The following is a 20,116-nucleotide window of genomic DNA, read 5'->3' on the forward strand; positions in this document are numbered from 1 at the left end:
CAGGAATCACATGAGGGGCACACAGTGAGCGGACGCACAGGGGTCGGGGACAAGGTCGAGGACTTCGAGCTGGCGGACGAGACCGGTACCCGCCGTCGCCTGTCCGAACTGCTCGCCGAGGGACCGGTGGTGCTGTTCTTCTACCCCGCCGCCCTCACGCCCGGCTGCACCGCCGAGGCCTGCCACTTCCGGGACCTGGCCGCCGAGTTCGCCGCCGTCGGCGCCCGCCCGGTCGGGATCAGCGGGGACCCCGTCGAGCGCCAGCAGGAGTTCGCCGACCGGCACACCCTGGGCATGCCGCTGCTGTCCGACGTCGACGGGACCGTCCGGGAGCAGTTCGGTGTCAAGCGCGGCTTCTCCATGGCGCCCACCAAGCGCGTCACCTACGTCATCGCCGAGGACCGCACCGTCCTCGAGGCCGTCCACAGCGAACTGCGCATGAACACCCACGCCGACCGCGCCCTCGCGGCGCTGCGCGCCCACCGGAAGTGACCTCGGACCGGCACGGGGGCGCCGTCGCCGGTTGATACGGCCCCACAAGAGGGCCATTCTGGACGATATGGAGCACGCCTCCGCCACGGTGATCATCGATTCCTCGGGTGTCGTCACGGGGTGGAGCGAAGGTGCCCGGCAGCTGACCGGATACCCGGCCGAGGAGGTCGTGGGACGGGACGTGCGCGATCTGCTCGCCGAGGACCCGTCGCCGGAGACCCGGGCCGCGCTGTCCGGCCCCGTCGTCCTGCGGCACCGTGACGGCTCCACCGTGGCGCTCCCTGTGCAGGCGACCGCCGTGCTGGGCCCGGACGGCGCACCCGGCGGACATGTGATCACCGCCCGGCCCGACGGCCCCGACACCACCCTCGCGGGACAGGCCTTCCAGCAGGCATCGATGTCCATGTCGGTCTTCGACACCCGGCAGCGCTATCTGCGCCTCAACGACACGGCCTGCCGGATCATGGGGGTGCCGGAGGAGACGCTCCTGGGCAGGCCCTTCCTGGAGACCGTGGAGGACGCCGAGCACAGCCAGGGCTTCCACAGCAATCTGCGCAGCGTCGCAGAGACGGGCCAGCCGGTGCATTACGAGAGCTTCACCGGCGCGCCCGCCCTCAACCGGGAGCACGCCTGGAACATCGAGATGTGGCCCGTGCGGGACGATTCCGGTGACGTCACCGGAGTCGCCCTGGCCGCCCTCGACAGCACCGGGCAGTACTGGGCCCGGCAGCGGCTGGCCCTGCTCAACGAGGCGGCGGCCGCCATCGGCACCACCCTGGACGTGGTGCGCACCGCGGAAGAACTCGTGGAACTCCTGGTCCCGCGCTACGCCGACTTCGCCAGCGTCGACCTGCTCGACTGGGTCCTCGGGGCGGACGAAGCCCCGACGGCACTGGACCAAGAGATCGTCCTGCGCCGCGTCGCCCACGGCTCCCGTACCGAAGGCACTCCGGAGGCGGCCGTGCACCTGGGCGACACGGAGATCTACCCCGGGTACTCGCCGCCCGCGCGGGCCCTGCGGGAGGGGCGAGCCGTCCTCGGCCAGGCGGGCGAGCCGGACTTCATGCGCTGGGTCGCCGAACGCAACGCGCGGGCCCCGGCCGGCCGCCCGCACCGCCAGGGCGTCCACTCGATGCTCGCCGTGCCGCTGCGGGCCCGCGGCACCACGCTCGGCGTCGCGGTGGCCGTCCGCATCGCCAACCCCGACGACTACGACGCGGACGATGCCGCCGTCGCCGAGGAACTCGCCAGCCGGGCCGCCGTCTGCGTCGACAACGCCCGCCGCTTCGCCCGCGAACGCACCACCGCACTGGCCCTCCAGCACAGCCTGCTCCCCCGCGCACTGCCTGGACAGGCGGTGGTCGAGGTGGCCCACCGCTATCTGCCCTCCGGCTCCCTCGCCGGCATCGGCGGCGACTGGTTCGACGTGATCCCGCTGTCCGGCAGCCGGGTCGCCCTGGTCGTGGGCGACGTCGTCGGGCACGGCATCCCCTCGTCGGCGACCATGGGCCGCCTGTGCACGGCCGTGCGCACCCTCGCCGACGTGGACCTGCCGCCGGACGAACTCCTCACCCACCTCGACGACCTGGTCACCCACCTGGCGTCCGACGACCGCGACGAAGAGGCCGCCGAACTCGGCGCCACCTGCCTGTACTCCGTCTACGACCCTGTCACCCGCCACCTCACCATGGCCGCCGCCGGACACCCCCCGCCCGTCGTGGTCCTCCCCGATGGCACCACGCGGCTGGTCGAGATCAATGCCGGGCCCCCGCTCGGCGTCGGCGGGCTGCCCTTCGAGTCGGTGGAGCTGGAGCTCCCCGAGGGAGCCGTCGTGGCCCTGTACACCGACGGCCTCATCGAGGACCGGGACCGCGACGTCGACCACGCCACGTCCGAGCTGTGCCGGGCGCTGGCCGCCCGCACCGACACCCTGGACGCCCTGTGCGACACGGTGCTGAAGGCCGTACTGCCGGAAGAGCCCAGCGACGACGTGGCCCTCCTGCTCGCCCGCACCCGGGCGCTGGGTGCCGACCGGGTCGCCACCTGGGACGTGCTCCCGGACCCCGCGCACGTGGCCGTCACCCGGCAGGAGGCCACCGAGCAACTGGCCGCGTGGGGGCTGGACGAGGCCTCCTTCGTCACCGAGCTCGTCGTCAGCGAACTCGTCACCAACGCCATCCGCTACGGCGAACCGCCCATCCAGCTACGGCTGATCCGCGACCGCACCCTCATCTGCGAGGTCTCCGACGGCAGTTCCACCTCACCGCATCTGCGTCGGGCACACGCCTACGACGAGGGCGGCCGTGGCCTCCTCCTGGTCGCCCAGCTCACCCAGCGGTGGGGCAGCCGGCAGACGGCCCACGGCAAGACCATCTGGGCCGAACAGCCCCTGCCGCCGCACTGATCACTCGAACGGGCAGCCCGGATTCGCCGCGTCCTGCGAGAACGGCGCCCCATGCGGCAGGACGTACAGCACATCGAGGACGACCGCCGTGTCGCCCAGATTGCGGCCGATGTGGACATTGCCCGCCCCGGCCGGTTCCTGAATGGTGCTGCCCTTCGGATACACGCCGTCGGACGCGCAGGTGGAGTCGTGGTGGCTGAGCGTGCCCTGCTGCACGACGGCGTACAGCGGACCGTCGTGGTAGTGCCAGCCGGTCGCCTGCCCGGGCGGGATGGTGATCTCCCGCAGGATGTAGTCGGTGCCGCCGACCGTGGTCTGGGCGATCACCTTTCCGGTGACCCCCGGACCGGGCGGGGTCGCCACAGCGGCACCACAGGTCGCGAAAGTGGCGGCTGCGACCGCCCCGGTTATGGCGGTGCGGAGGAACATGCGCATGGGAAACGGCCTCCCGGCGTGAGCGGACGATCGACGACGTGCCGCTGTGAACATAGAGGCGCGGACGGCCAGTTGGGGGCAGAATCCGGTGACGGGCATCGGGGAATGCCGGTCAACCCGCCACGCGGTCCGGCACACGCTCCCGTACGACATCCTTCGGACGCTTGTCGTCGCGCAACCCGAGGTACCGCGGATGACGCAGCATCCCGTCACGGGTCCATTCGGTGAAGGCGATCTGCACGACCGGCGTCGGCTCCACCCAGCGGGCTCCCGACTCGCGCACCGGGTCGTCGAAGGGCGATGACGAGGTGCGCAGTTCGTCGAGGCGTTCGCGGAGTGCGAGCAGCGTACGGCGGTCGAAGCCGGTGCCGACCTTGCCCGCGTACCGGAACCTGCCCTCCTCGTGGTAGCCGAGCAGCAGGGCGCCAAGCCCCACGCGGGAGCCGGCCGGTTCGGTGAAGCCGCCGACGACGAACTCCTGTCCCTGGGAGCACTTGAGCTTCAGCCAGTCCGTGGACCTGCGCGGACGGTAGGGGCCGTCGGCGCGCTTGGCGATCAGCCCTTCCCAGCCGCGGGCGCAGGCGTCGGCGAGCAGTTCGGCACCGCCCTCGTTGCGGTGGGACGTCACCCGCAGCGGAGCGCGATAGGTCAACGCGCGGCGCAGCAGGGACTTACGGGTCCGCAGCGGCAGCCGGGTGGTGTCCGACCCGTCCAGCCTGAGCAGGTCGAAGACGTAGTACGTCACGGCGACTCCGCTCGCCGCGATGTCCCGCGGCCGGGTCAGCCCCATGCGCTGCTGGAGCCGGGAGAAGTCGGTGCGGCCGTGCGAGAACGCCACGATCTCCCCGTCGATGGTGAAGTCCGTGCAGTCCTGGGCCGCGAGCGCCTCGACGACCTCCGGATAGGTGTCGTTGAGGCGGTGCCCTGCACGGGACAGCAGCAGCGTCCGGCCCTGCTCGCGGACGGCGAGCACCCGGACGCCGTCCAGCTTCCGCTCGAAGATCCACTCGCTGGAGAAGTCCCGCCGGTCACTGAGCGTGGCGAGCATCGGCTGCGCGGCCAACTCCGCCCCGGGGCGCGCCTTCCGCAGCAGCCGACGCTGCTCGGCGGGCAGCGTGGCCGGCAGGCCCGACACTCCGTTCACCCCTCACGGTCGTCCGCGGCGACCTGGGCAAGGGTACGGCCGGTGCGTGCCGAGCGAGCCCGCCGGGGATCCGGGGTGCCATGCCCACGGGCCCGTCCGCCGGACGCCTTCACCAGAAGCCACGCTTCGCCCTCGCCGTCGTCCTTCCCGCCGCGGAACCGGGTGAGCGCGTACTCGCCGTGCAGCTTCGAGCCGTTGAGGCGGAACGTGGCGTGGCCGTGCGCCAGCGACTCCTCGAAGTCGACGGGTCGCCCCTTGCGGTCATGGCTGAGGGGCTCGTAGGTGCCGTGGTCCCACACGATCACGGTCCCGCCGCCGTACTCGCCCTCCTGGATGACGCCCTCGAACTCCTCGTACTCCAGGGGGTGGTCCTCCGTGGGCATGGCCAGCCGCTTGTCCTGGGGATCCGCCGATGGCCCCTTCGGCACCGCCCACGACTTCAGTACGTCGTCGACCTGCAACCGGAAGTCGAAGTGCAGGGTGCTCGCATCATGGATCTGTACGACGAACCGGGGCTTCTCACCGGAGGGCGCCCGGTGGCCCTCGGGCTCACGGGTCCGGTCGAAACGGCGCTTGCCGCGGTAGTCCCGCAGCCGTTCGTGATGGCCCATGGGCCCCGGGTACCCCTCCTCGAGGAGCTGACTCAGAACTCCTCGTGCACCTCGGGGTCCCCGCCCAGGCGCCGGTGCGTGCGGTCGGCGAGCGCGTCCAGCTGCGCGGCAGCGAGTTCGAAGCCGAAGATGTCGAGGTTCTGGCGCTGCCGCTCGGGGCTGGCCGACTTCGGGATGGGCAGCGCGCCCAGCTGCGTGTGCCAGCGCAGTACGACCTGGCCCGGCGTCACCCCGTGCGCCTCGGCGATACCGATGACGACGGGATCGTCGAGTAGCTGGGAGCCACGGCCCAGCGGGCTCCAGCTCTCGGTGACGATGCCCTTGCCGGCGTGGAAGGCCCGCAGGTCCTCCTGCGGGAAGAGCGGGTGCAGCTCGATCTGGTTCACGGACGGCAGGACCCCGGTCTCCTTCTCCAGCCGCTCGATGTGCTCGGCCGTGAAGTTGGAGACCCCGATCGACCGCACGAGGCCGTCCTCGCGGAGCTTGATCATGGCCTTCCAGGAGTCGACGTACTTGTCGACGCGGGGGAGCGGCCAGTGGATGAGATACAGGTCGACGTAGTCCAGGCCGAGCCGGCCCCGGGACTCCTCGAAGGAGGCGAGGGTCTCCTCGTAGCCGTGGTGCCGTCCCGGAAGCTTCGTGGTCACCACGACGTCCTCACGGGGTACGCCGCTGTTCGCGACGCCCCGGCCGACTCCGGTCTCGTTGCGGTAGTTCGTCGCCGTGTCGACGAGCCGGTAGCCCATCTCCAGCGCGGCGCCGACCGCCTGCTCGGCCTGTGTGTCGTTCATCGGCCAGGTGCCCAGGCCGATGGCGGGGATCTGCGTACCGTCGTTGAGCGTGTGTGCCGGGATGCTGAGCACGGTCGGACCTTCCCGTTGACTGTGTCGTCGTCCAGCCAGTATGCGATTTCCCGCCGGAGCGGGCAGGGCCGATGCCTCCGGGTGCCGGATAGGCTGAGGAGTGATCAACCGGACGGGTGGGGGATGAGGGCGGCGGACGGCATGGGCAGCGCCGAGGACAGGCAGACGAACGGCACCGCGCGTCCCACGTCACGGGACGTGGCCCGGCTGGCCGGCGTCTCGCACACCGCTGTCTCCTTCGTGTTCAACGGCCGCGCCCAGGGCAACCTCTCGCCCGCCACCCAGGAACGCATCCGGCAGGCCGCCGCCCAGCTCGGCTACCGGCCCGACCCGGTCGCACGCGGTCTGCGCCGCAGTCGTACGGCCGTGATCGGGCTGGTCACCGACGAGATCGCCTCGTCGCCGTTCGCGGGCCGGCTGCTGCGGGGCGCGATGGAGACGGCCTGGAGCAGCGAGCACCTGGTGCTGACCGTCGACTCCGGCGGCGACCCGGCCAAGGAGGACGCGGCCGTCGCCGAACTCCTCGACCGCAGGGTGGACGGCATCATCTACGCGGCCATGTCCCTGCGCCGCGTCCGTGTCCCCGAGGGCCTGCACCGCACCCACTCGGTGCTCGCCAACTGCCTGCCCGAGGACGACTCGCTGCCCTCGGTCATCCCCGCCGAGCGCGCCGGCGGCCGTACGGCGGCGAGGCTGCTCCTTGAGCAGGGCCACCGCAGGGTCGCCCTGGTGGGAGGGCAGGACGACATGGCGTCGGTGGAGCGGCTGCGCGGCTTCCGGGACGCGCTGCGGGCCGAGGGAATCACCGTCCCCAAGGAGTGGGTCGTACGGACCGGAGGCGAGATCTCCGGCGGCTACCGCGGCGCCGAGCAGCTGCTCGCCGACGCCCCCGCCGCACGGCGGCCCACCGGCATCTTCTGCTACAACGACCGCGTCGCGGCGGGCGTCCTGCACGCCGCGACCCGGCTCAGGATCACCGTCCCCGACGAGCTGTCCATCGTGGGCTACGACGACCAGGAGCACATGGCCGCCTTCCTGACCCCGCCCCTCACCTCGGTCGCGCTGCCGCACCGGGCGATGGGCGAGGCCGCCACCCGGCTGCTGCTCGACGCCATCGACACCGGCCGCACCCCGCCCGCCACCACACGGCGCCTCGCCTGCCCGGTGATCAGCCGGGCGTCGGTGGGACCAGTTCCCACCCGCTGACGGAGGCCCCCCACCCCGTCACGACCAGCTCGGCCACCTCGTCCGGGCGCCGGTAGACCCGCTCGGTGACCACGGCCCGGTCACCGACGAACAGCTCCAGCAGCGAACCGTCCACGAGGATGCGCACCTCCAGCCGCTCCCCGCCCGGCACCCGCACCACGATCGGCGCGGAACCCTCCTCCCCGGAGTCGAACACCACGGTTCCCGCGTCCGGGTCCAGCCGCACCGTCGAGCGCGGCAGACTCACGCTCGTCCGGCCGACGGCGGTGACCGTCACGTCGTACGACGGTGGAAGCGGTACCCGGCCCGGCGCGGTGACGAACGGCTCCGGCGCACGCAGCAGTTCGAGCTCGGGGGCCGGGGCGACGCGCAGCGATCCGTCGGGGTGTACGTCGACGACGCGGGGCGCGGTCAGGACACCGGCCCAGCCGGCACGGTCCACCTCGCCCTGCTCACGGGACTCCCAGGACCAGCCCCACATCAACGCCCGGTCCGATTCCTGGAGTACGGCGGGAGCATAGAAGGCGCGACCGTGGTCGAGGGGGCCGCCGGTGTACGGCCGGAAGCTCAATCCCCGTTCGCCGCTGGTCTCCAGACGCCCCGTCAAGTAGCCCGTGGTGCACGGGTTCCCGTCCCACAGCGACACGACCAGCACCCACTCTCCGGCCTCGGTCGCGAACAGTTGCGGGCACTCCCAGCCCGTCGCCCGGTCGCCGAACGCTTCGGCGGCCACCTGGTCGTTGCCGTCCAGGAGCACCCCGGCGAACCGCCAGTCGGTCAGGTCGTCGCAGTCGTAGAGCAGCACCGACGGAGTGCCGTCCCCGTGACCCGCGCCGACCAGCGCCCAGCGGCGGCCTCCGTGCCGGAAGACGAACGGGTCGCGGAACATCACCACGTCCAGACCGGCGGGCGGGCCGCTCACGACGGGTGTGGGCAGCGGCTTCCAGTCGGTGAGCGTCTCGTCCTCCGGGACCAGCGCCCGCGCCAGGCAGATCGTGCCGAGGCCGGTGTGATGGCGGTCGACGCCCGTGTACACGGCGGTCGGTACGCCGTCGTCGTCGACCACGCACCCGGACCAGCAGCCCGCCTCGTCCGGGCCGCCGGGGTTCGGGGTGAGCGCCAGGGGGTGGTGCTCCCAGTGCGCCAGGTCGGGGCTGGAGACATGGCCCCAGTGGACGTTCGCGTGGACCGGAGCCTCGGGGTTGTGCTGGTAGAAGAGGTGGTAGCGGCCGCGCCAACGGAAGGGCCCATTGGGGTCGTTGATCCAGTTGGCGGGCGGACGGACCCGGAAGCGGGGGGCGTTGGGGTCCTGGGGTGGAGCGGCGACGCTCAACGGTTGACTCCTGCGGACGTGATGCCCTCACGGAGAGGGCGCTGGCCGACGATGAACACGGCGACGGCGGGGAGCATGGAGAGGACGACTCCGGCGAGTACGACCGAGATGGAGCCGGTCCCGAGATTGCCCTGGAGGGAGACCAGGCCCAGCGGGAGCGTGTAGTTCTGGCCGGACGTCTCGAGGATCAGCGGTCGGAAGAATTCGTTCCAGTGGTAGTTGAAGGCGAGCACACCGACGATCGCGAGCCCCGGTGCGGCCAGCGGCGCGTAGACGGACCGGAAGATCCGCCAGGGCCCGGCGCCGTCCAGCATCGCCGCCTCGCCGAGGTCCTTCGGCATGCCGAGGAAGTACTGGCGCATCAGGAAGGTGCCGAAGGCGGTCGGGAAGGCGGGGATGATCAGGCCGAGCAGGGTGTCGGTGAGGCTCAGCTGCTTCAGCACCAGGAACACCGGCACGATGGTGACCTGCAACGGCACCATCATGGTCGCCAGGACCAGACCGAACAGCGGCTTCTTGAACCGGAATTCGAGGCGTGCGAAGGCGTATCCGGCCAGCCCCGCCGTGATCATCTGGCCGACGGCGATCAGCGCGGTGACCAGTGTCGAGTTGAGGGCGAGCAGCCAGACGTCGATCTGGTCGAAGACGCCGCTGTAGGCCTCGGTGGTGGGGCTGGTCGGGATGATCTGCGGCGGCAGGTCGAAGGACTCGGCCGGGGTGCGCAGCGAGGTGGAGACGGTCCAGATGACCGGGCCGAGGGTCAGCAGGGCGCACACCGTCAGGGCGGCGATCCGCGCCCAGGGCGCGAGCGAGTACCGCGCACGGCTCAGGGACAGGGTTGCTTGGCTCAAGGGACTCACCCGGCTCACTCGTAGTGGACGAAACGCCGGCTGAGCCGGAACTGGACGGCGGTCACCGCCATGATCAGCACGAACAGCAGCACGCCCACCGCGGACGCCTCGCCGAAGCGGAGCTGCTCGAAGGCGCTCTCGTAGATCACCATCACGACGGTGCGGGTGGAGTCGCCGGGCCCGCCGTTGGTGAGGACGTACGGCTGCTCGAAGACCTGGAGCGCGTTGATGATGCCGACCACCGACGCGACCAGCAGCGTGGGCGACAGCAGCGGCAGCGTGACGTGCAGGTGCTTGCGCAGGCCGGTCGCGCCGTCCAGGGCGGCGGCCTCGTGGATCTCCTTGGGGATGTTGTTGAGGCCGCCGACGAACAGCAGGAAGGAGAAGCCGAACTGCTGCCAGACGTAGACCAGGACGACGGTCGCCATCGCCGCGTTCTCCGACGTCAGCCAGGGCACCGGGGCGATCCCGACCGTGCCGAGCAGCCAGTTGACGAGGCCGAAGTCCTGGTTGAACAGGTACTTCATCACCACCGAGATAGACGCGGCGGACAGGACCAGTGGGAAGAAGAACGCCGAGCGGAACACCGACCGCAGCCACACCGGCATCCGCCCGTTCACCGCGAGCGCCAGCACCAGGGCGATCAGCAGTTGCAGCGCGACCGCGAACACCATGAACACGAGCGTGTTGCGGAAGGACACCAGCACGGTCGAATCGCCGAACACCTCACGGTAGTTGGCGGCTCCGGCGAAGCTGGGCGAGTCGATCACGTTCCAGTGGAAGAGGCTCAGCACCACCGAGCCGACAATCGGTACGACCGTGAAGACCACGATGCCGACGATCGTGGGCGCCAGGAACAGCGTCGCGAGCAGCCGGGTGCCGCGCTCGCGGGCGGAGGCACGCGGTGCGACGGGCGGCGGGGCCGCGGGACGCGAACGTACCGGCGGAACCTGGGTGTTCGTCATACGTCACGCTCCATGGCCTTCTCCAGGTCGCCCTGCATCCGGCGCAGCGCGCCACGCACCGAGCGCGGCGAGGCCAGGGCGGTTCCGGTGTGCTTGAGCAGCACCTGCTCGACCTCGGCGACCTGCGGCGGCGCGGGGATCGGCCCGGTGTCGGGGAACTGGTCGAGGGTGTCGTAGAAGACCTGCCACTGGCTCGGGCCGGACTCCCGGTAGCGGTCGGCGGTCAGCATCGAGCGGCGGGCCGGGGTCGTCTGGTTCGTCTCGAACAGCCGCATCAGGGTGTCCCTGCGCGCGGCGAACTTGATGAACTCCCATGCCTCGTCCTGCTTCTTCGAGGTCCGCAGTAGCGCGTAGCCGGCGGCGCCGTACTGCATGCGCTGGGTGCGCCAGCGCGGGAAGTACTGCACGTCGAAGCCGTCGGACTTCATGCCCGCCAGATGCAGGCCGCCCGCCCAGAAGCCGCCCGCAGGGGTGACGCCGACCCGGCCGGTGGAGAACACGCCGATGAGGTTCTGGCCGTTGCCGCCCTCGGGCCGGGTGCACAGGTCTTCCTGGATGAGGGAGGCGAGATAGTCGTACGCCTCCTCCACCCGGTCGTGGGTGGCCTGTGGCGTCGTCCAGCGGAAACCGCCCCCGCGCCCCTGCCGCTGGGCGGCCGGGTAGAAGGAGTCCCAGAGCCAGGCGCCGCCGGGTGCCTTGGACTCGGTGAGCAGGTTCGTGTCGTTCGCGAACAGCCAGGGCACGACACCGCCCCAGAGCCGGTTGGTCCAGAAGTACGGGGTGAACTGGGAGCCGCTCGACTTCTTCATGTCCCGCAGCAGCGTGGTGAAGTCGTCGCGGGTCCAGTCGGCGGGCGGCAGCTCCGCGCCCGCCCGCTTCAGCACCTGCGTGTTGAAGTACATGTCGGCCGCGTTGAACTCGACCGGCAGCTGGTAGAGGCTCCCCTCGTACATCATCGACTCCACCAGCGAGGGATGGACGTCGGCGAAGTACTCGCGCAGCTCGGCCGCGTCCCGCTTCACCCAGCGGTCCAGCGCGACGCCGAGGCGCTGCGCGAACAACTGGACGCCCTCGGTGGCGACATAGACGAGGTCCGGGGCGGTGCCCGCGGCGATCTGGGTGAGGATCTTCGCGAAGAAGTCCGACCAGTCGACGGCCTGCACCGCGTTGATGCGCAGCTTGATGTCGGGGTGGACCTCCTTGAAGCCCTCGGTGAGCGTGCGTATGGCCTCCGGTCCGTAGGCGGGGCCGAGGGTGGCGACGACGAGGGAACCGTCGTCCCGGCCGGGAATGTCGGCTCCGGTGAGCCGGTCCCAGCTCGCGGCGGTACCGGCCAGCGCCGCGGCCCCCGCGCCATAGGCGCCGTACCGCAACAGCGTGCGGCGAGTGACGTGCGAGTCAGTCATCCAACGGGCCTAACTCGTGTTAGTTCAGGGTTGATGCCCCAGATGATGCGAAGCGGTGCATGAGCCTGTCAATACTCGTGAACCACTTGACCTTTAACGAGTTAGGTCGCACAGTCCTGCATCACATGAGCCGCCGTCCCGACGAAGGGAACGATGTGTGATGCGCATGATGTCCAGGAGAGCCCTGCTCGCGGGCTCGGCCGCGGGGGCCTCGGCCGCGCTGCTACCCGCCGCGCACACGGCCGCCGCGAGGCCCAAACCCGCGGCCACCTGCGCCAGTTACCGCGCCGAGTACCACTTCACGGTCCCCGACCAGTGGAAGAACGATCCGCAGCGGCCGATCTGGATCGACGGGGAGTATCACTACTACTACCTGTACAACCCGGACTACTTCACGGGCGGCACCACAGCGGGCACCGCCTGGCGCCTTGCCACCAGCAGCGACCTGGTCGCCTTCACCGACCGCGGGATCGCCGTACCGAAGGACGCCACGCCCAACGGTGACGTCTGGTCGGGCTCGGCGGTGGTGGACTCGGACAACACGGCGGGCTTCGGCGCGGGGGCGGTGATCGTCCTCGCCACGATGGCGCCCGACGAGGTCACTCAGGCGCAGTACCTGCACTACTCGACGGACGGCGGCCGTACGTTCACCAGCCACGGCACCGACCCCGTGCTGCCCAACCCCGGTGTACGGGACTTCCGCGACCCCAAGGTGATCCGCGACGAGGAGCGCGGGCGGTGGGTGATGACGCTCGCCGAGGGCAACAAGGTGGGCTTCTACCACTCCGCCGACCTGAAGTCGTGGACGTACGTCAGCGGGTTCATCAAGGACGGCATCGGGGTCCTGGAGTGCCCGGATCTGTTCCGCATCCGGGCGGCGGACGGCACCTGGAAGTGGGTGCTGGGCGTGAGCGCCAACGGCAAGGGTGCCGGGCTGCCGAGCACGTACGCCTACTGGGCGGGCACCTTCGACGGGAGCGTGTTCACCCCCGACGCCGCCGACCCGCAGTGGCTCGACCACGGCTGGGACTGGTACGGCGCCGTCACCTTCGAGAAGCGGAACGCGAACGGCGCCCTCGACCCGGCCGCCCGGTACGCCATCGGCTGGCTGAACCACTGGGACTACGCGGGCACCACGCCCACGATCGACTGCGACGGCTTCAACGGCACGGACTCGATCGTCCGTGAGGTGACGCTGAAGCGTGACGCCTCCGGCAGGTACTACCTCGCCTCCCGACCGGTCGCCGCCCTGGACGACCATGTCTCGCGCACGGTGAACCTCGGTGACCTCGAAGTCGCCGGCACCCGTCTGCTCGACTACACCGGCACGGCCTACGAGCTGACCACCGAGATCACCTGGGACCAACTCACCGGCGCCGGGCTCCAGTTGCGCCGCTCCACGGACGGCGGACGCCACATCGACGCCGGGATCTACGGCGACTACGCCTTCGTCAACCGCCGCAACACGGTGAACCCCGACGCCTCCGGCAACTGGCAGGAGAGCAAGAGCCCCTTCGACCCGTCGGCGCGCACGGTCCGGCTGCGTGTGCTCGTCGACCGCACATCCGTGGAGATGTTCGTCGACGACGGCCGCTATGTGCACTCCAGCGAGGCCTTCCCGTACCTGGTCGACACCGGCCTGGCGCTGTTCACGATCGACGGCAGCGCGGTGTTCCGGAACACGGTGATACGGGAGTTCACGGTCAGGCGGTGAAGTCCCGTCGCTGTCTCTGCTGCTCGGGCCGGGCCGCTTCCGACCCGAGCAGCGCCGTCGCCTGGTGCACGACCTGTTGGGACGCATGGCGGGCCTCCGCCATCACGTCGCCGCATTCGCGCACCAGACCCTCGTAGATGGGGAGCTGATCGTCTTGCCGTCGGTCACGTGTCACAGTGCGGCTCCTTTCCTCAAACGCGGTTCAGTCGAGCGGCGATTCCGTGACCGATCAGCAAATACATCGCGGCCGGCAGACCGTAATTGAGGACGACCCGCAGACCTTCTGTGTTCATCGTGAAAATGTCCTGTGACCACCAGGCCAGCAAGTCGGCCGTTCCGCGTACGAATTCGACGAAGACATTGGCCTGGTTGGCATCGAGCAGATACAGCAGAACCCAAAGGACCAGGAAACCGGCGGCGAGGTCGACGATCGTGCAGACAGCCAGGGCTCCCCGCCGGGCGGCGGCTTGGCTGCGGACGGAGCGGGCCGAGCCGCTTTGGTGCTGGTCATACGTCTGGTATCCGGGTACCGGGTCAGTGCTGCTCACAGGACATCCAATCTGGGGGCTTTGCATTCGACAGGAGAAACGCTCTCCCGTATGTCTGCGCCATGCCGGTGCTGCTGCGTTACACGCGGGCCGCGATATCCCGATTAGGGGTACCCATTCCGGCACTTACCCACATCGGCTCAGAGGGCGCCCAGGCTCCACGGGCCGGTGATCGCGAAGGTGACGCCGGGGGTCTGGATATTCACGAACAGCCAGTTTCCGTTCTTCGGTTCGAAGACGGAGCCGGCCCACTCCGAACCCCGGTGGTCGGCCGCGGGGACGTTCTTGCCCGCGGTGCCGCCGCGCAGGTCGACATTGTTGGTGGCGAAGCGGAAGATCTCGCCCTCGGTGGTCAGCCCGTGCACGTACTCGGTTCCGCCGCCGTCCTCGCACAGCACCAGACCGCCGCGCGGGCTGACGCACATGTTGTCCGGCGCGTTGAGGACCTCGGCGCCCGGGGAGGCGAAGAGCACCCGGAACTCGTCGGTGGCCGGGTCGAGTTCGAAGACCTGGCCCTGACGAGCCGGACCGCCGTCGGTCGTGATCACGTAGATCCGGTCGTTGCCGTACCAGGCACCCTCCAGGCGGCTGAACACCGCGGCGCCGTTCGCCTGCGCCTGGAGCCGCACCGTGTCCGTCGCCGGGTCGACGTCGTCCACGGGCACCCAGGAGACGGTGCCGTACGCCTTCTCACCGTCGAGGCGGGTGTCGTACGTCGCGGCGCCGATGCGCAGGGCCTCGAGACGGCCGCCCTTCGGCAGATCGCCCGGCACCGCCGGGATGAACCGGTACAGCGAGGCGTCGCCGCGGTCCTCGGTCTCGTAGACGTAACCCGTCGCCGGGTCGATGGCGACGGCCTCGTGGTTGAACCGGCCCATCGCCTTGTACGGCTCGGGATTGCCCTTGCCCTCCGACGCCACCTCGAAGATGTAGCCATGGCGCTTGCCGGCCGTCGTGGAGAAGGTCTCCTCGCAGGTCAGCCAGGTCTTCCACGGGGTGGGGCCGCCGGCGCAGTTGCGGATGGTGCCGCCGAGGCTGCCGTACGACTCCAGCCACCGGCCGGCGTCCGGGTCGAAGACCAGGGTGGTGGTCCCGCCACCGGCCTCGGGGTTGTAGGCGGGGGCGGTGAAGGCGGGTCCGGCGCCGCGCTCGTGGTTGCGGACGATGTGGACCTTGTCGTCGTACCGGAAGGCCGCCATGCCGTCATGCGAGCCGGGGGTGCGGACCCCGTCGTCCATGAGGTCGTTCGTCCAGCCGTAGGAGATGTACTCGAACCCGCGCGGCAGGTGCAGCAGTTCCAGGCCGGTCGCCTGGTCCTTGGCCGGGCGCAACGGGCCGTAGCCGGCGTCGAATTCGAGCTTGACCGGCTCGGCTGCCGCCGTGCGGGTGGCGAGGGCCTGGAAGGGGACGGAGGCCGCCGCGGCCACCGCAGCTCCGCGAAGGAGGGTACGTCGTTCGAAACCGGGACCGGTCGGTCTTCCGGCGGACATGCCTGACATGGGAGTCCTCTCGATGCAACGAGCGGGGAGAACGGGGGGCGGCGCCCGTCACCCTAGGAGCGAACCCTTGGTCCGTTTCCCAACGGAACGTGAGCATTGGAAGAACCTCTTCCAGCCACCGGCCTCGGCCTGGACGGCATGTAGGCGGACGTGTGTCTCGCGGATGAGAAACATGAGAACCGCACATTCATGACTTCTCCTTGGCTTCCGCTGAGGTTCGTCCCGGCTGGCCAGCATGGCGGAGCGTCGGCCTTCACCGGTGGCCGAATTCCGCTCATCACTCCGAACGTCCGGGAGACGAACGAGATGCCGCTGAACCGCAGGGAAATGCTGGGCCGAACGGCGCTGGCCGGCGCCGGGGTCATGCTCATCGGCAGTGTGGAGGCGCTGCTCACGGCGCCCGGTGCCGTCGCCGACACGGCCGCGACGGGCGGCGCCGTCGGCTACGGCCCGCTGGTCCCGGACCCCAAGGGCATCCTCGCCCTGCCCGAGGGCTTCTCGTACCGGATCCTGACCCGCACCGGTGTCACCACCCTGGAGTCCGGCCAGACCACCCCGAGCAACCACGACGGCACGGGCGCGTTCGCGGCCGGCGGCGACGATGACGACGCCGTGACGCTGCTGGTGAACAACCACGAGATCGACGACCCGCTCGGCGTGGCCGGCGACCCGGTGCCGCACCTCGACGGCCTGGTCTACGACCCGGCGGCGGCCGGCGGCTGCACGGTCGTCGAGGTGTCCGACGACTCCGTGCGCGAGTGGGTCGGCATCGCCGGCACCTCCACCAACTGCGCCGGTGGCGTCACCCCTTGGGGCACCTGGCTCACCTGCGAGGAGACCGAGGACAAGGCCGGCATCAACGGCATGACCAAGGACCATGGCTACGTCTTCGAGGTCGACCCGAAGCACGGCAGCGCGGCCAACCTCGACCCCAAGCCGATCAAGGCCCTCGGCCGCTACGCCCACGAGGCGGTCGTGGTCGACAAGTACCGCGGCCACCTGTACCTCACCGAGGACGCCTCCAAGCCCAACGGCCTGCTCTACCGCTGGACCCCGCCGGTCGGCTTCACCCACGGCCCCGGCAAGCTGCGCGCCCTGGCCGACAACGCGGGCGTGCTGGACGCGATGAAGTGCTTCGACGCCGCCGGGCAGTACGTCGACGACCTCTCCCGCGCCACCAAGGTCGGCACCACCTACCGCGTCGACTGGGTGAAGGTCCCGGACCGGGACGCCGTCACCACCTCCGTGCGCAAGCAGTTCCTGGCCGGTGAGATCACCCGCTCCCGCAAGCTCGAGGGCATGTGGTGGGGCGACGGCGGCGCGTACTTCGTCTCCAGCTACGCCCGCACCGAGAGCCCCGGCACCCCACACGACGGCCAGGTGTGGTTCTACGACCCGCGCACCGGCACCATCACCCTCAAGGTCCTGCTGGCCGTCAACACCGACGTCTCCCAGGACGGCGCCTACGACGGCCCGGACAACATCACGGTCTCCCCGTTCGGCGGCCTGGTCATCGCCGAGGACGGCGAGGGCGTCTCCCACCTCTTCGGCGCCACCGCCGACGGCCAGACCTACCCCATCGCCCGCAACGAGCTGAACGTCGGCACCGTCGAGGTCCCGGAGTACAGCGAGTTCGCCGGCGTCACCTTCTCCGCCGACGGCAGGACGCTGTTCGCCAACATCCAGGACCCCGGCATCCTCCTCGCCATCACCGGCCCGTGGACGGGCGACGACGGCGACGACGGCTGATCCCCACCTGACCCCCACCCCCCATGCACGACGGCAGTGGCTCAACGGCGCGCCACTGCCGCCCCTTGCCAGTGACACCTCTCCTCACGAGGGAACTGACATGCAACCCTTCATCGCACACGCACGCACCTTCGCCGGCTCCCAAGGCACCGAACTGGGCAGACTCGCCGCGGGGCAGTCGCCGTACGCCCTCTTCATCACCTGCTCCGACTCCCGGGTCGTCCCCTCGCTCATCACCGGTGCCCGCCCGGGTGAGCTCTTCGAACTGCGTACGGCGGGCAACATCGTCCCGCCGTACGACGCGGGTCCCACCTCCGAGGCCGCGACGATCGAGTACGCCGTCGAGGTGCTCGGGGTCCGCGACATCGTGGTCTGCGGGCACTCCCACTGCGGCGCGGTCGGCGCGTTGGTCCGCGGCGACGACCTGTCGGCCGTACCGGCGGTGCGCGACTGGCTCGGCCATGCCGCCCGGCAGCCGGTCGGCGCGTCGGACGACCCGCAAGTCGCTGAGGCGGTCCAGCACCACGTGCTGGGGCAGATGCTCCGCCTGATGTCGTACCCGTGCGTCGAGCCCCGCCTGAGGGACGAGGAACTGCGGGTCCACGCCTGGTTCTACGAGGTCCACACCGGCGGCGTGCTGGCATACCGGGCCGAATCCGACTCCTTCGAGGCGCTGTGAGGCATCCGATGAACACCGCTTACTTCAAGCAGGACTTCGCCGCCTCCGTCGTCGTCTTCCTGGTCGCCCTGCCGCTGTGTGTCGGCGTGGCCGTCGCCTCCGGCGTGCCGGCCGAACTCGGCATCGTCACCGGGATCGTGGGCGGTCTCGTCACGGGCATGCTGCCCGGCAGCAGCCTCCAGGTGTCCGGCCCGGCCGCTGGTCTGACCGTGCTGGTCTTCGAGGCCGTGCACGAACACGGGCTCGGCACGCTGGGCGTGATCGTTCTGGCCACGGGTCTGCTGCAACTCGGCATGGGGGCGCTGCGCTGGGGCCGCTGGTTCCGGGCCATCTCCGTCGCCGTGGTCGAGGGCATGCTCGCCGGAATCGGGCTGGTGCTCATCGCGGGCCAGCTGTACGCGATGACCCGGAGCAAGGCTCCCTCCTCCGGCCTTGACAAGATCGCCGGGCTGCCGGAGATGTTCGCCGACGCGCTGGGCTCCGGACCGGCCGTGGCGTCGCTGCTGCTGGGCGTGGGCACCATCGCCGTACTCGTGCTGTGGCCGAGGCTGCCGAAGAAGGTGCGCCTCGTGCCCGGACCGCTCGCGGCCGTCGCGCTCGCCACCGCCGTCTCGCTGGCGTTCGCGCTCCCCGTCACCAAGGTGACTGTGGAAGGGCTGGTCTCGGCGATCCAGCCGCCCGCGCCCTCCGCCTTCGCGGACCTGGCGGACATCGGGGTGGTGAGCACCGTCCTGGCGTTCACGCTGATCGCCTCGGCGGAGAGCCTGTTCAGCGCGGCGGCCGTGGATCGGCTGCACGACGGTCCGCGCACCGAGTACGACAAGGAGCTGATGGCTCAGGGCGTGGGCAACACGGTCTGCGGGCTGCTCGGGGCGCTGCCGATGACGGCGGTGATCGTGCGCAGCGCCGCCAATGTCCAGGCCGGTGCGCGAACCAGGGCCTCCCGGGTCATGCATGGCGCCTGGCTGCTGCTGTTCGCGGCGCTGCTCCCGGCCGCGCTGGGCGTCATCCCCATCCCGGCGCTCGCCGCCGTCCTGGTCTACTCCGGCTTCAAGCTGATCCCCGTGAAGGGTCTCGTCGCCCTGTGGCGCGGACACCGCGGCGAGGCCGTGATCCTCGTCGTCACCGCGGTGTCGATCGTCGCGATCAGCATGTTCGAGGGCGTACTGATCGGCCTCGCGCTCGCCGTGGCCAAGACGGCCTGGGAGGCGTCCCACGTGAAGCTGGAGATCGTCGACAAGGGCGCGGGTCCCGTGCAGGCCCACCTGAGCGGCAACGCGACCTTCCTGCGGCTGCCGAAGATCCTCGACGCCCTGGAGGCGATCCCGCAGGACCGCCCCGTCGAGCTGAGCCTGTCCCGGGTGCACCACCTCGACCACGCCTGCCGTACCGCCCTGGAGAACTGGGCGGAACGGCACGGCGCGGCCGGCACCGCTGGGGCCCGGGTCACCATGCCCGTCTGAGCGTGGTGCGGGGGCGGCGCCGTACGGGATGCCGCCCCCGCACACCGTTGTCGCAGGTCGCGCACACAAAGTTCAAGAGCAGGCCATACGGCGAGAGTGCCGCGGCCGGGCCCCCTTGGTACCTCTTCAGGCTGAGCCCGACGCCGGAAGGCCCTGGCCGAGAACACGAGAACACCGAGGAGGTCGTATCCGCGTGACCCGCAGCCAGCGTGTCGCCGCCCTCACCGTGGGTGCCGTACTGGTCGTCGGCATCCCCGTCGCCGGTGCTCATCAGGCGCCGCCACCCGATCTCGGCGGTCCCGTCGTCGTCGGCCGCACCGACCCCGCCCCGGCGACGGGCTCCGAGGCATCCCCGGGCGATGGAGCGACGGAGCACGACGCGCCGCGGTCACCGTCCCCGAGCGCGACGAAGAAGCCTTGGCACGAGGACGGGGACGACATGGAGGATGTCGCCCCCACCGTCGATGCCGGGAGCGACTACGAGGACGCCGACCGGTCGCCCTCCGCGCAGCCCGTGTCCCCGAAGCCCCCCGCCCAGGCCGGGACGGAGGCTGACGACGACACGACCACCGCGGGCACGCCCGAGGCGACGGCCGTCTCCGTGACCCCGAGTGCGTCCGCGTCCGACGACGGAGGCGAGGGAGATGACGACGGAGGCGACGACGACTCCGGCGAGGACGGCTGAGCCCGCACCGCCGCAGCCGGCGGCCGGCCCGACCGGGCGCCCGCCGCGGCAGGCCACGCGCGGGACCGG

General features: G+C 70.7%; 19 protein-coding genes. 8 read left to right on the top strand and 11 right to left on the bottom strand.

Features of this window, described 5'->3' with window-relative positions; translation table 11 throughout:
- Positions 1–24 precede the first annotated feature (24 nt).
- Positions 25–492 (top strand): peroxiredoxin, encoded by a 468-nt coding sequence (locus AB0I98_RS31890; protein WP_362948024.1) that lies wholly within the window; start codon positions 25–27, stop codon positions 490–492.
- A gap of 55 nt (positions 493–547) precedes the next feature.
- The gene (locus AB0I98_RS31895) at positions 548–2,896 is read left to right on the top strand and encodes a SpoIIE family protein phosphatase (RefSeq protein ID WP_362948096.1); all 2,349 of its coding nucleotides are present in this window, start codon (positions 548–550) and stop codon (positions 2,894–2,896) included.
- On the opposite strand, the gene AB0I98_RS31900 is transcribed toward AB0I98_RS31895, so the two are convergent.
- The 4 genes from AB0I98_RS31900 to AB0I98_RS31915 all read right to left on the bottom strand — a co-directional run bounded on the left by AB0I98_RS31900 (position 2,897) and on the right by AB0I98_RS31915 (position 5,949).
- Complete coding sequence (locus AB0I98_RS31900) at positions 2,897–3,331, bottom strand: cupin domain-containing protein (protein ID WP_362948025.1); 435 nt, start codon at positions 3,329–3,331, stop codon at positions 2,897–2,899.
- 112 nt (positions 3,332–3,443) lie between these two features.
- A complete protein-coding gene (gene ligD / locus AB0I98_RS31905; RefSeq protein WP_362948026.1) occupies positions 3,444–4,466 on the bottom strand; it encodes a non-homologous end-joining DNA ligase in 1,023 nt (340 codons plus the stop codon).
- Positions 4,467–4,471: 5 nt separating this feature from the next.
- Positions 4,472–5,086: a DNA polymerase ligase N-terminal domain-containing protein gene (locus AB0I98_RS31910; protein WP_362948027.1), complete on the bottom strand. Its 615-nt coding sequence runs from the start codon at positions 5,084–5,086 to the stop codon at positions 4,472–4,474.
- A 32-nt stretch (positions 5,087–5,118) separates the two neighbouring features.
- On the bottom strand, positions 5,119–5,949 hold the full coding sequence (locus AB0I98_RS31915) for an aldo/keto reductase (RefSeq protein WP_362948029.1): 831 nt from the start codon (positions 5,947–5,949) through the stop codon (positions 5,119–5,121).
- A gap of 141 nt (positions 5,950–6,090) precedes the next feature.
- On the opposite strand from AB0I98_RS31915, the gene AB0I98_RS31920 reads away from it, so the two are divergent.
- The gene (locus AB0I98_RS31920; RefSeq protein WP_362948098.1) at positions 6,091–7,155 is read left to right on the top strand and encodes a LacI family DNA-binding transcriptional regulator; all 1,065 of its coding nucleotides are present in this window, start codon (positions 6,091–6,093) and stop codon (positions 7,153–7,155) included.
- On the opposite strand, the gene AB0I98_RS31925 is transcribed toward AB0I98_RS31920, so the two are convergent.
- Genes AB0I98_RS31925 through AB0I98_RS31940 form a run of 4 tightly spaced genes read right to left on the bottom strand, consistent with a single transcriptional unit; the run spans position 7,118 to position 11,710 of the window.
- Positions 7,118–8,488 carry a glycoside hydrolase family 32 protein gene (locus AB0I98_RS31925; protein WP_362948030.1) on the bottom strand — a complete coding sequence of 457 codons (1,371 nt, stop codon included), beginning with the start codon at positions 8,486–8,488 and terminating at the stop codon, positions 7,118–7,120. The genes AB0I98_RS31920 and AB0I98_RS31925 overlap by 38 nt on opposite strands.
- Positions 8,485–9,339, bottom strand: coding sequence for a carbohydrate ABC transporter permease (locus AB0I98_RS31930; protein ID WP_362948032.1), 855 nt, complete (start codon positions 9,337–9,339; stop codon positions 8,485–8,487). Before AB0I98_RS31930 ends, AB0I98_RS31925 begins: the two co-directional genes overlap by 4 nt.
- A 14-nt stretch (positions 9,340–9,353) precedes the next feature.
- Entirely contained in the window at positions 9,354–10,304 is a 951-nt protein-coding gene (locus AB0I98_RS31935; RefSeq protein ID WP_362948034.1) for a sugar ABC transporter permease, read from the bottom strand.
- On the bottom strand, positions 10,301–11,710 hold the full coding sequence (locus AB0I98_RS31940; protein ID WP_362948035.1) for an extracellular solute-binding protein: 1,410 nt from the start codon (positions 11,708–11,710) through the stop codon (positions 10,301–10,303). The genes AB0I98_RS31935 and AB0I98_RS31940 overlap by 4 nt, the downstream gene beginning before the upstream one ends.
- 160 nt (positions 11,711–11,870) lie before the next feature.
- Between AB0I98_RS31940 and AB0I98_RS31945 the strand changes: the two genes are divergently transcribed.
- On the top strand, positions 11,871–13,424 hold the full coding sequence (locus AB0I98_RS31945; RefSeq protein ID WP_362948036.1) for a glycoside hydrolase family 32 protein: 1,554 nt from the start codon (positions 11,871–11,873) through the stop codon (positions 13,422–13,424).
- On the opposite strand, the gene AB0I98_RS31950 is transcribed toward AB0I98_RS31945, so the two are convergent.
- The 3 genes from AB0I98_RS31950 to AB0I98_RS31960 all read right to left on the bottom strand — a co-directional run bounded on the left by AB0I98_RS31950 (position 13,414) and on the right by AB0I98_RS31960 (position 15,462).
- Positions 13,414–13,599 carry a hypothetical protein gene (locus AB0I98_RS31950; protein WP_362948038.1) on the bottom strand — a complete coding sequence of 62 codons (186 nt, stop codon included), beginning with the start codon at positions 13,597–13,599 and terminating at the stop codon, positions 13,414–13,416. The genes AB0I98_RS31945 and AB0I98_RS31950 overlap by 11 nt on opposite strands.
- Before the next feature lie 16 nt (positions 13,600–13,615).
- Positions 13,616–13,972, bottom strand: a complete 357-nt coding sequence (locus AB0I98_RS31955) for a hypothetical protein (protein ID WP_362948039.1) — start codon at positions 13,970–13,972, stop codon at positions 13,616–13,618.
- Between the two features lie 140 nt (positions 13,973–14,112).
- On the bottom strand, positions 14,113–15,462 hold the full coding sequence (locus tag AB0I98_RS31960) for an alkaline phosphatase PhoX (RefSeq protein WP_362948041.1): 1,350 nt from the start codon (positions 15,460–15,462) through the stop codon (positions 14,113–14,115).
- A 315-nt stretch (positions 15,463–15,777) separates the two neighbouring features.
- Here AB0I98_RS31960 and AB0I98_RS31965 point away from each other — a divergent pair, with 315 nt between their 5' ends.
- From AB0I98_RS31965 to AB0I98_RS31980, 4 genes are all read left to right on the top strand, one after another.
- Positions 15,778–17,220, top strand: coding sequence for an alkaline phosphatase PhoX (locus AB0I98_RS31965; RefSeq protein WP_362948100.1), 1,443 nt, complete (start codon positions 15,778–15,780; stop codon positions 17,218–17,220).
- A gap of 100 nt (positions 17,221–17,320) precedes the next feature.
- Positions 17,321–17,899, top strand: a complete 579-nt coding sequence (locus AB0I98_RS31970; RefSeq protein ID WP_362948042.1) for a carbonic anhydrase — start codon at positions 17,321–17,323, stop codon at positions 17,897–17,899.
- An 8-nt stretch (positions 17,900–17,907) separates the two neighbouring features.
- A complete protein-coding gene (locus AB0I98_RS31975) occupies positions 17,908–19,362 on the top strand; it encodes a SulP family inorganic anion transporter (RefSeq protein ID WP_362948044.1) in 1,455 nt (484 codons plus the stop codon).
- 193 nt (positions 19,363–19,555) lie between these two features.
- Positions 19,556–20,047, top strand: coding sequence for a hypothetical protein (locus tag AB0I98_RS31980; RefSeq protein WP_362948046.1), 492 nt, complete (start codon positions 19,556–19,558; stop codon positions 20,045–20,047).
- The last annotated feature ends 69 nt before the right edge of the window (positions 20,048–20,116 follow it).

The organism is Streptomyces sp. NPDC050211 (assembly GCF_040656035.1).
Classification (GTDB): domain Bacteria; phylum Actinomycetota; class Actinomycetes; order Streptomycetales; family Streptomycetaceae; genus Streptomyces.

Excerpts from the sequence above, each read along its gene's own strand:
- AB0I98_RS31900 (WP_362948025.1), bottom strand. The coding sequence starts at position 3,331 with ATGCGCATGTTCCTCCGCACCGCCATAACCGGGGCGGTCGCAGCCGCC.
- AB0I98_RS31910 (WP_362948027.1), bottom strand. The coding sequence starts at position 5,086 with ATGGGCCATCACGAACGGCTGCGGGACTACCGCGGCAAGCGCCGTTTC.
- AB0I98_RS31920 (WP_362948098.1), top strand. The coding sequence starts at position 6,091 with ATGGGCAGCGCCGAGGACAGGCAGACGAACGGCACCGCGCGTCCCACG.
- AB0I98_RS31935 (WP_362948034.1), bottom strand. The coding sequence starts at position 10,304 with ATGACGAACACCCAGGTTCCGCCGGTACGTTCGCGTCCCGCGGCCCCG.
- AB0I98_RS31940 (WP_362948035.1), bottom strand. The coding sequence starts at position 11,710 with ATGACTGACTCGCACGTCACTCGCCGCACGCTGTTGCGGTACGGCGCC.
- AB0I98_RS31945 (WP_362948036.1), top strand. The coding sequence starts at position 11,871 with ATGCGCATGATGTCCAGGAGAGCCCTGCTCGCGGGCTCGGCCGCGGGG.
- AB0I98_RS31960 (WP_362948041.1), bottom strand. The coding sequence starts at position 15,462 with ATGTCCGCCGGAAGACCGACCGGTCCCGGTTTCGAACGACGTACCCTC.
- AB0I98_RS31965 (WP_362948100.1), top strand. The coding sequence starts at position 15,778 with ATGCCGCTGAACCGCAGGGAAATGCTGGGCCGAACGGCGCTGGCCGGC.
- AB0I98_RS31970 (WP_362948042.1), top strand. The coding sequence starts at position 17,321 with ATGCAACCCTTCATCGCACACGCACGCACCTTCGCCGGCTCCCAAGGC.
- AB0I98_RS31975 (WP_362948044.1), top strand. The coding sequence starts at position 17,908 with ATGAACACCGCTTACTTCAAGCAGGACTTCGCCGCCTCCGTCGTCGTC.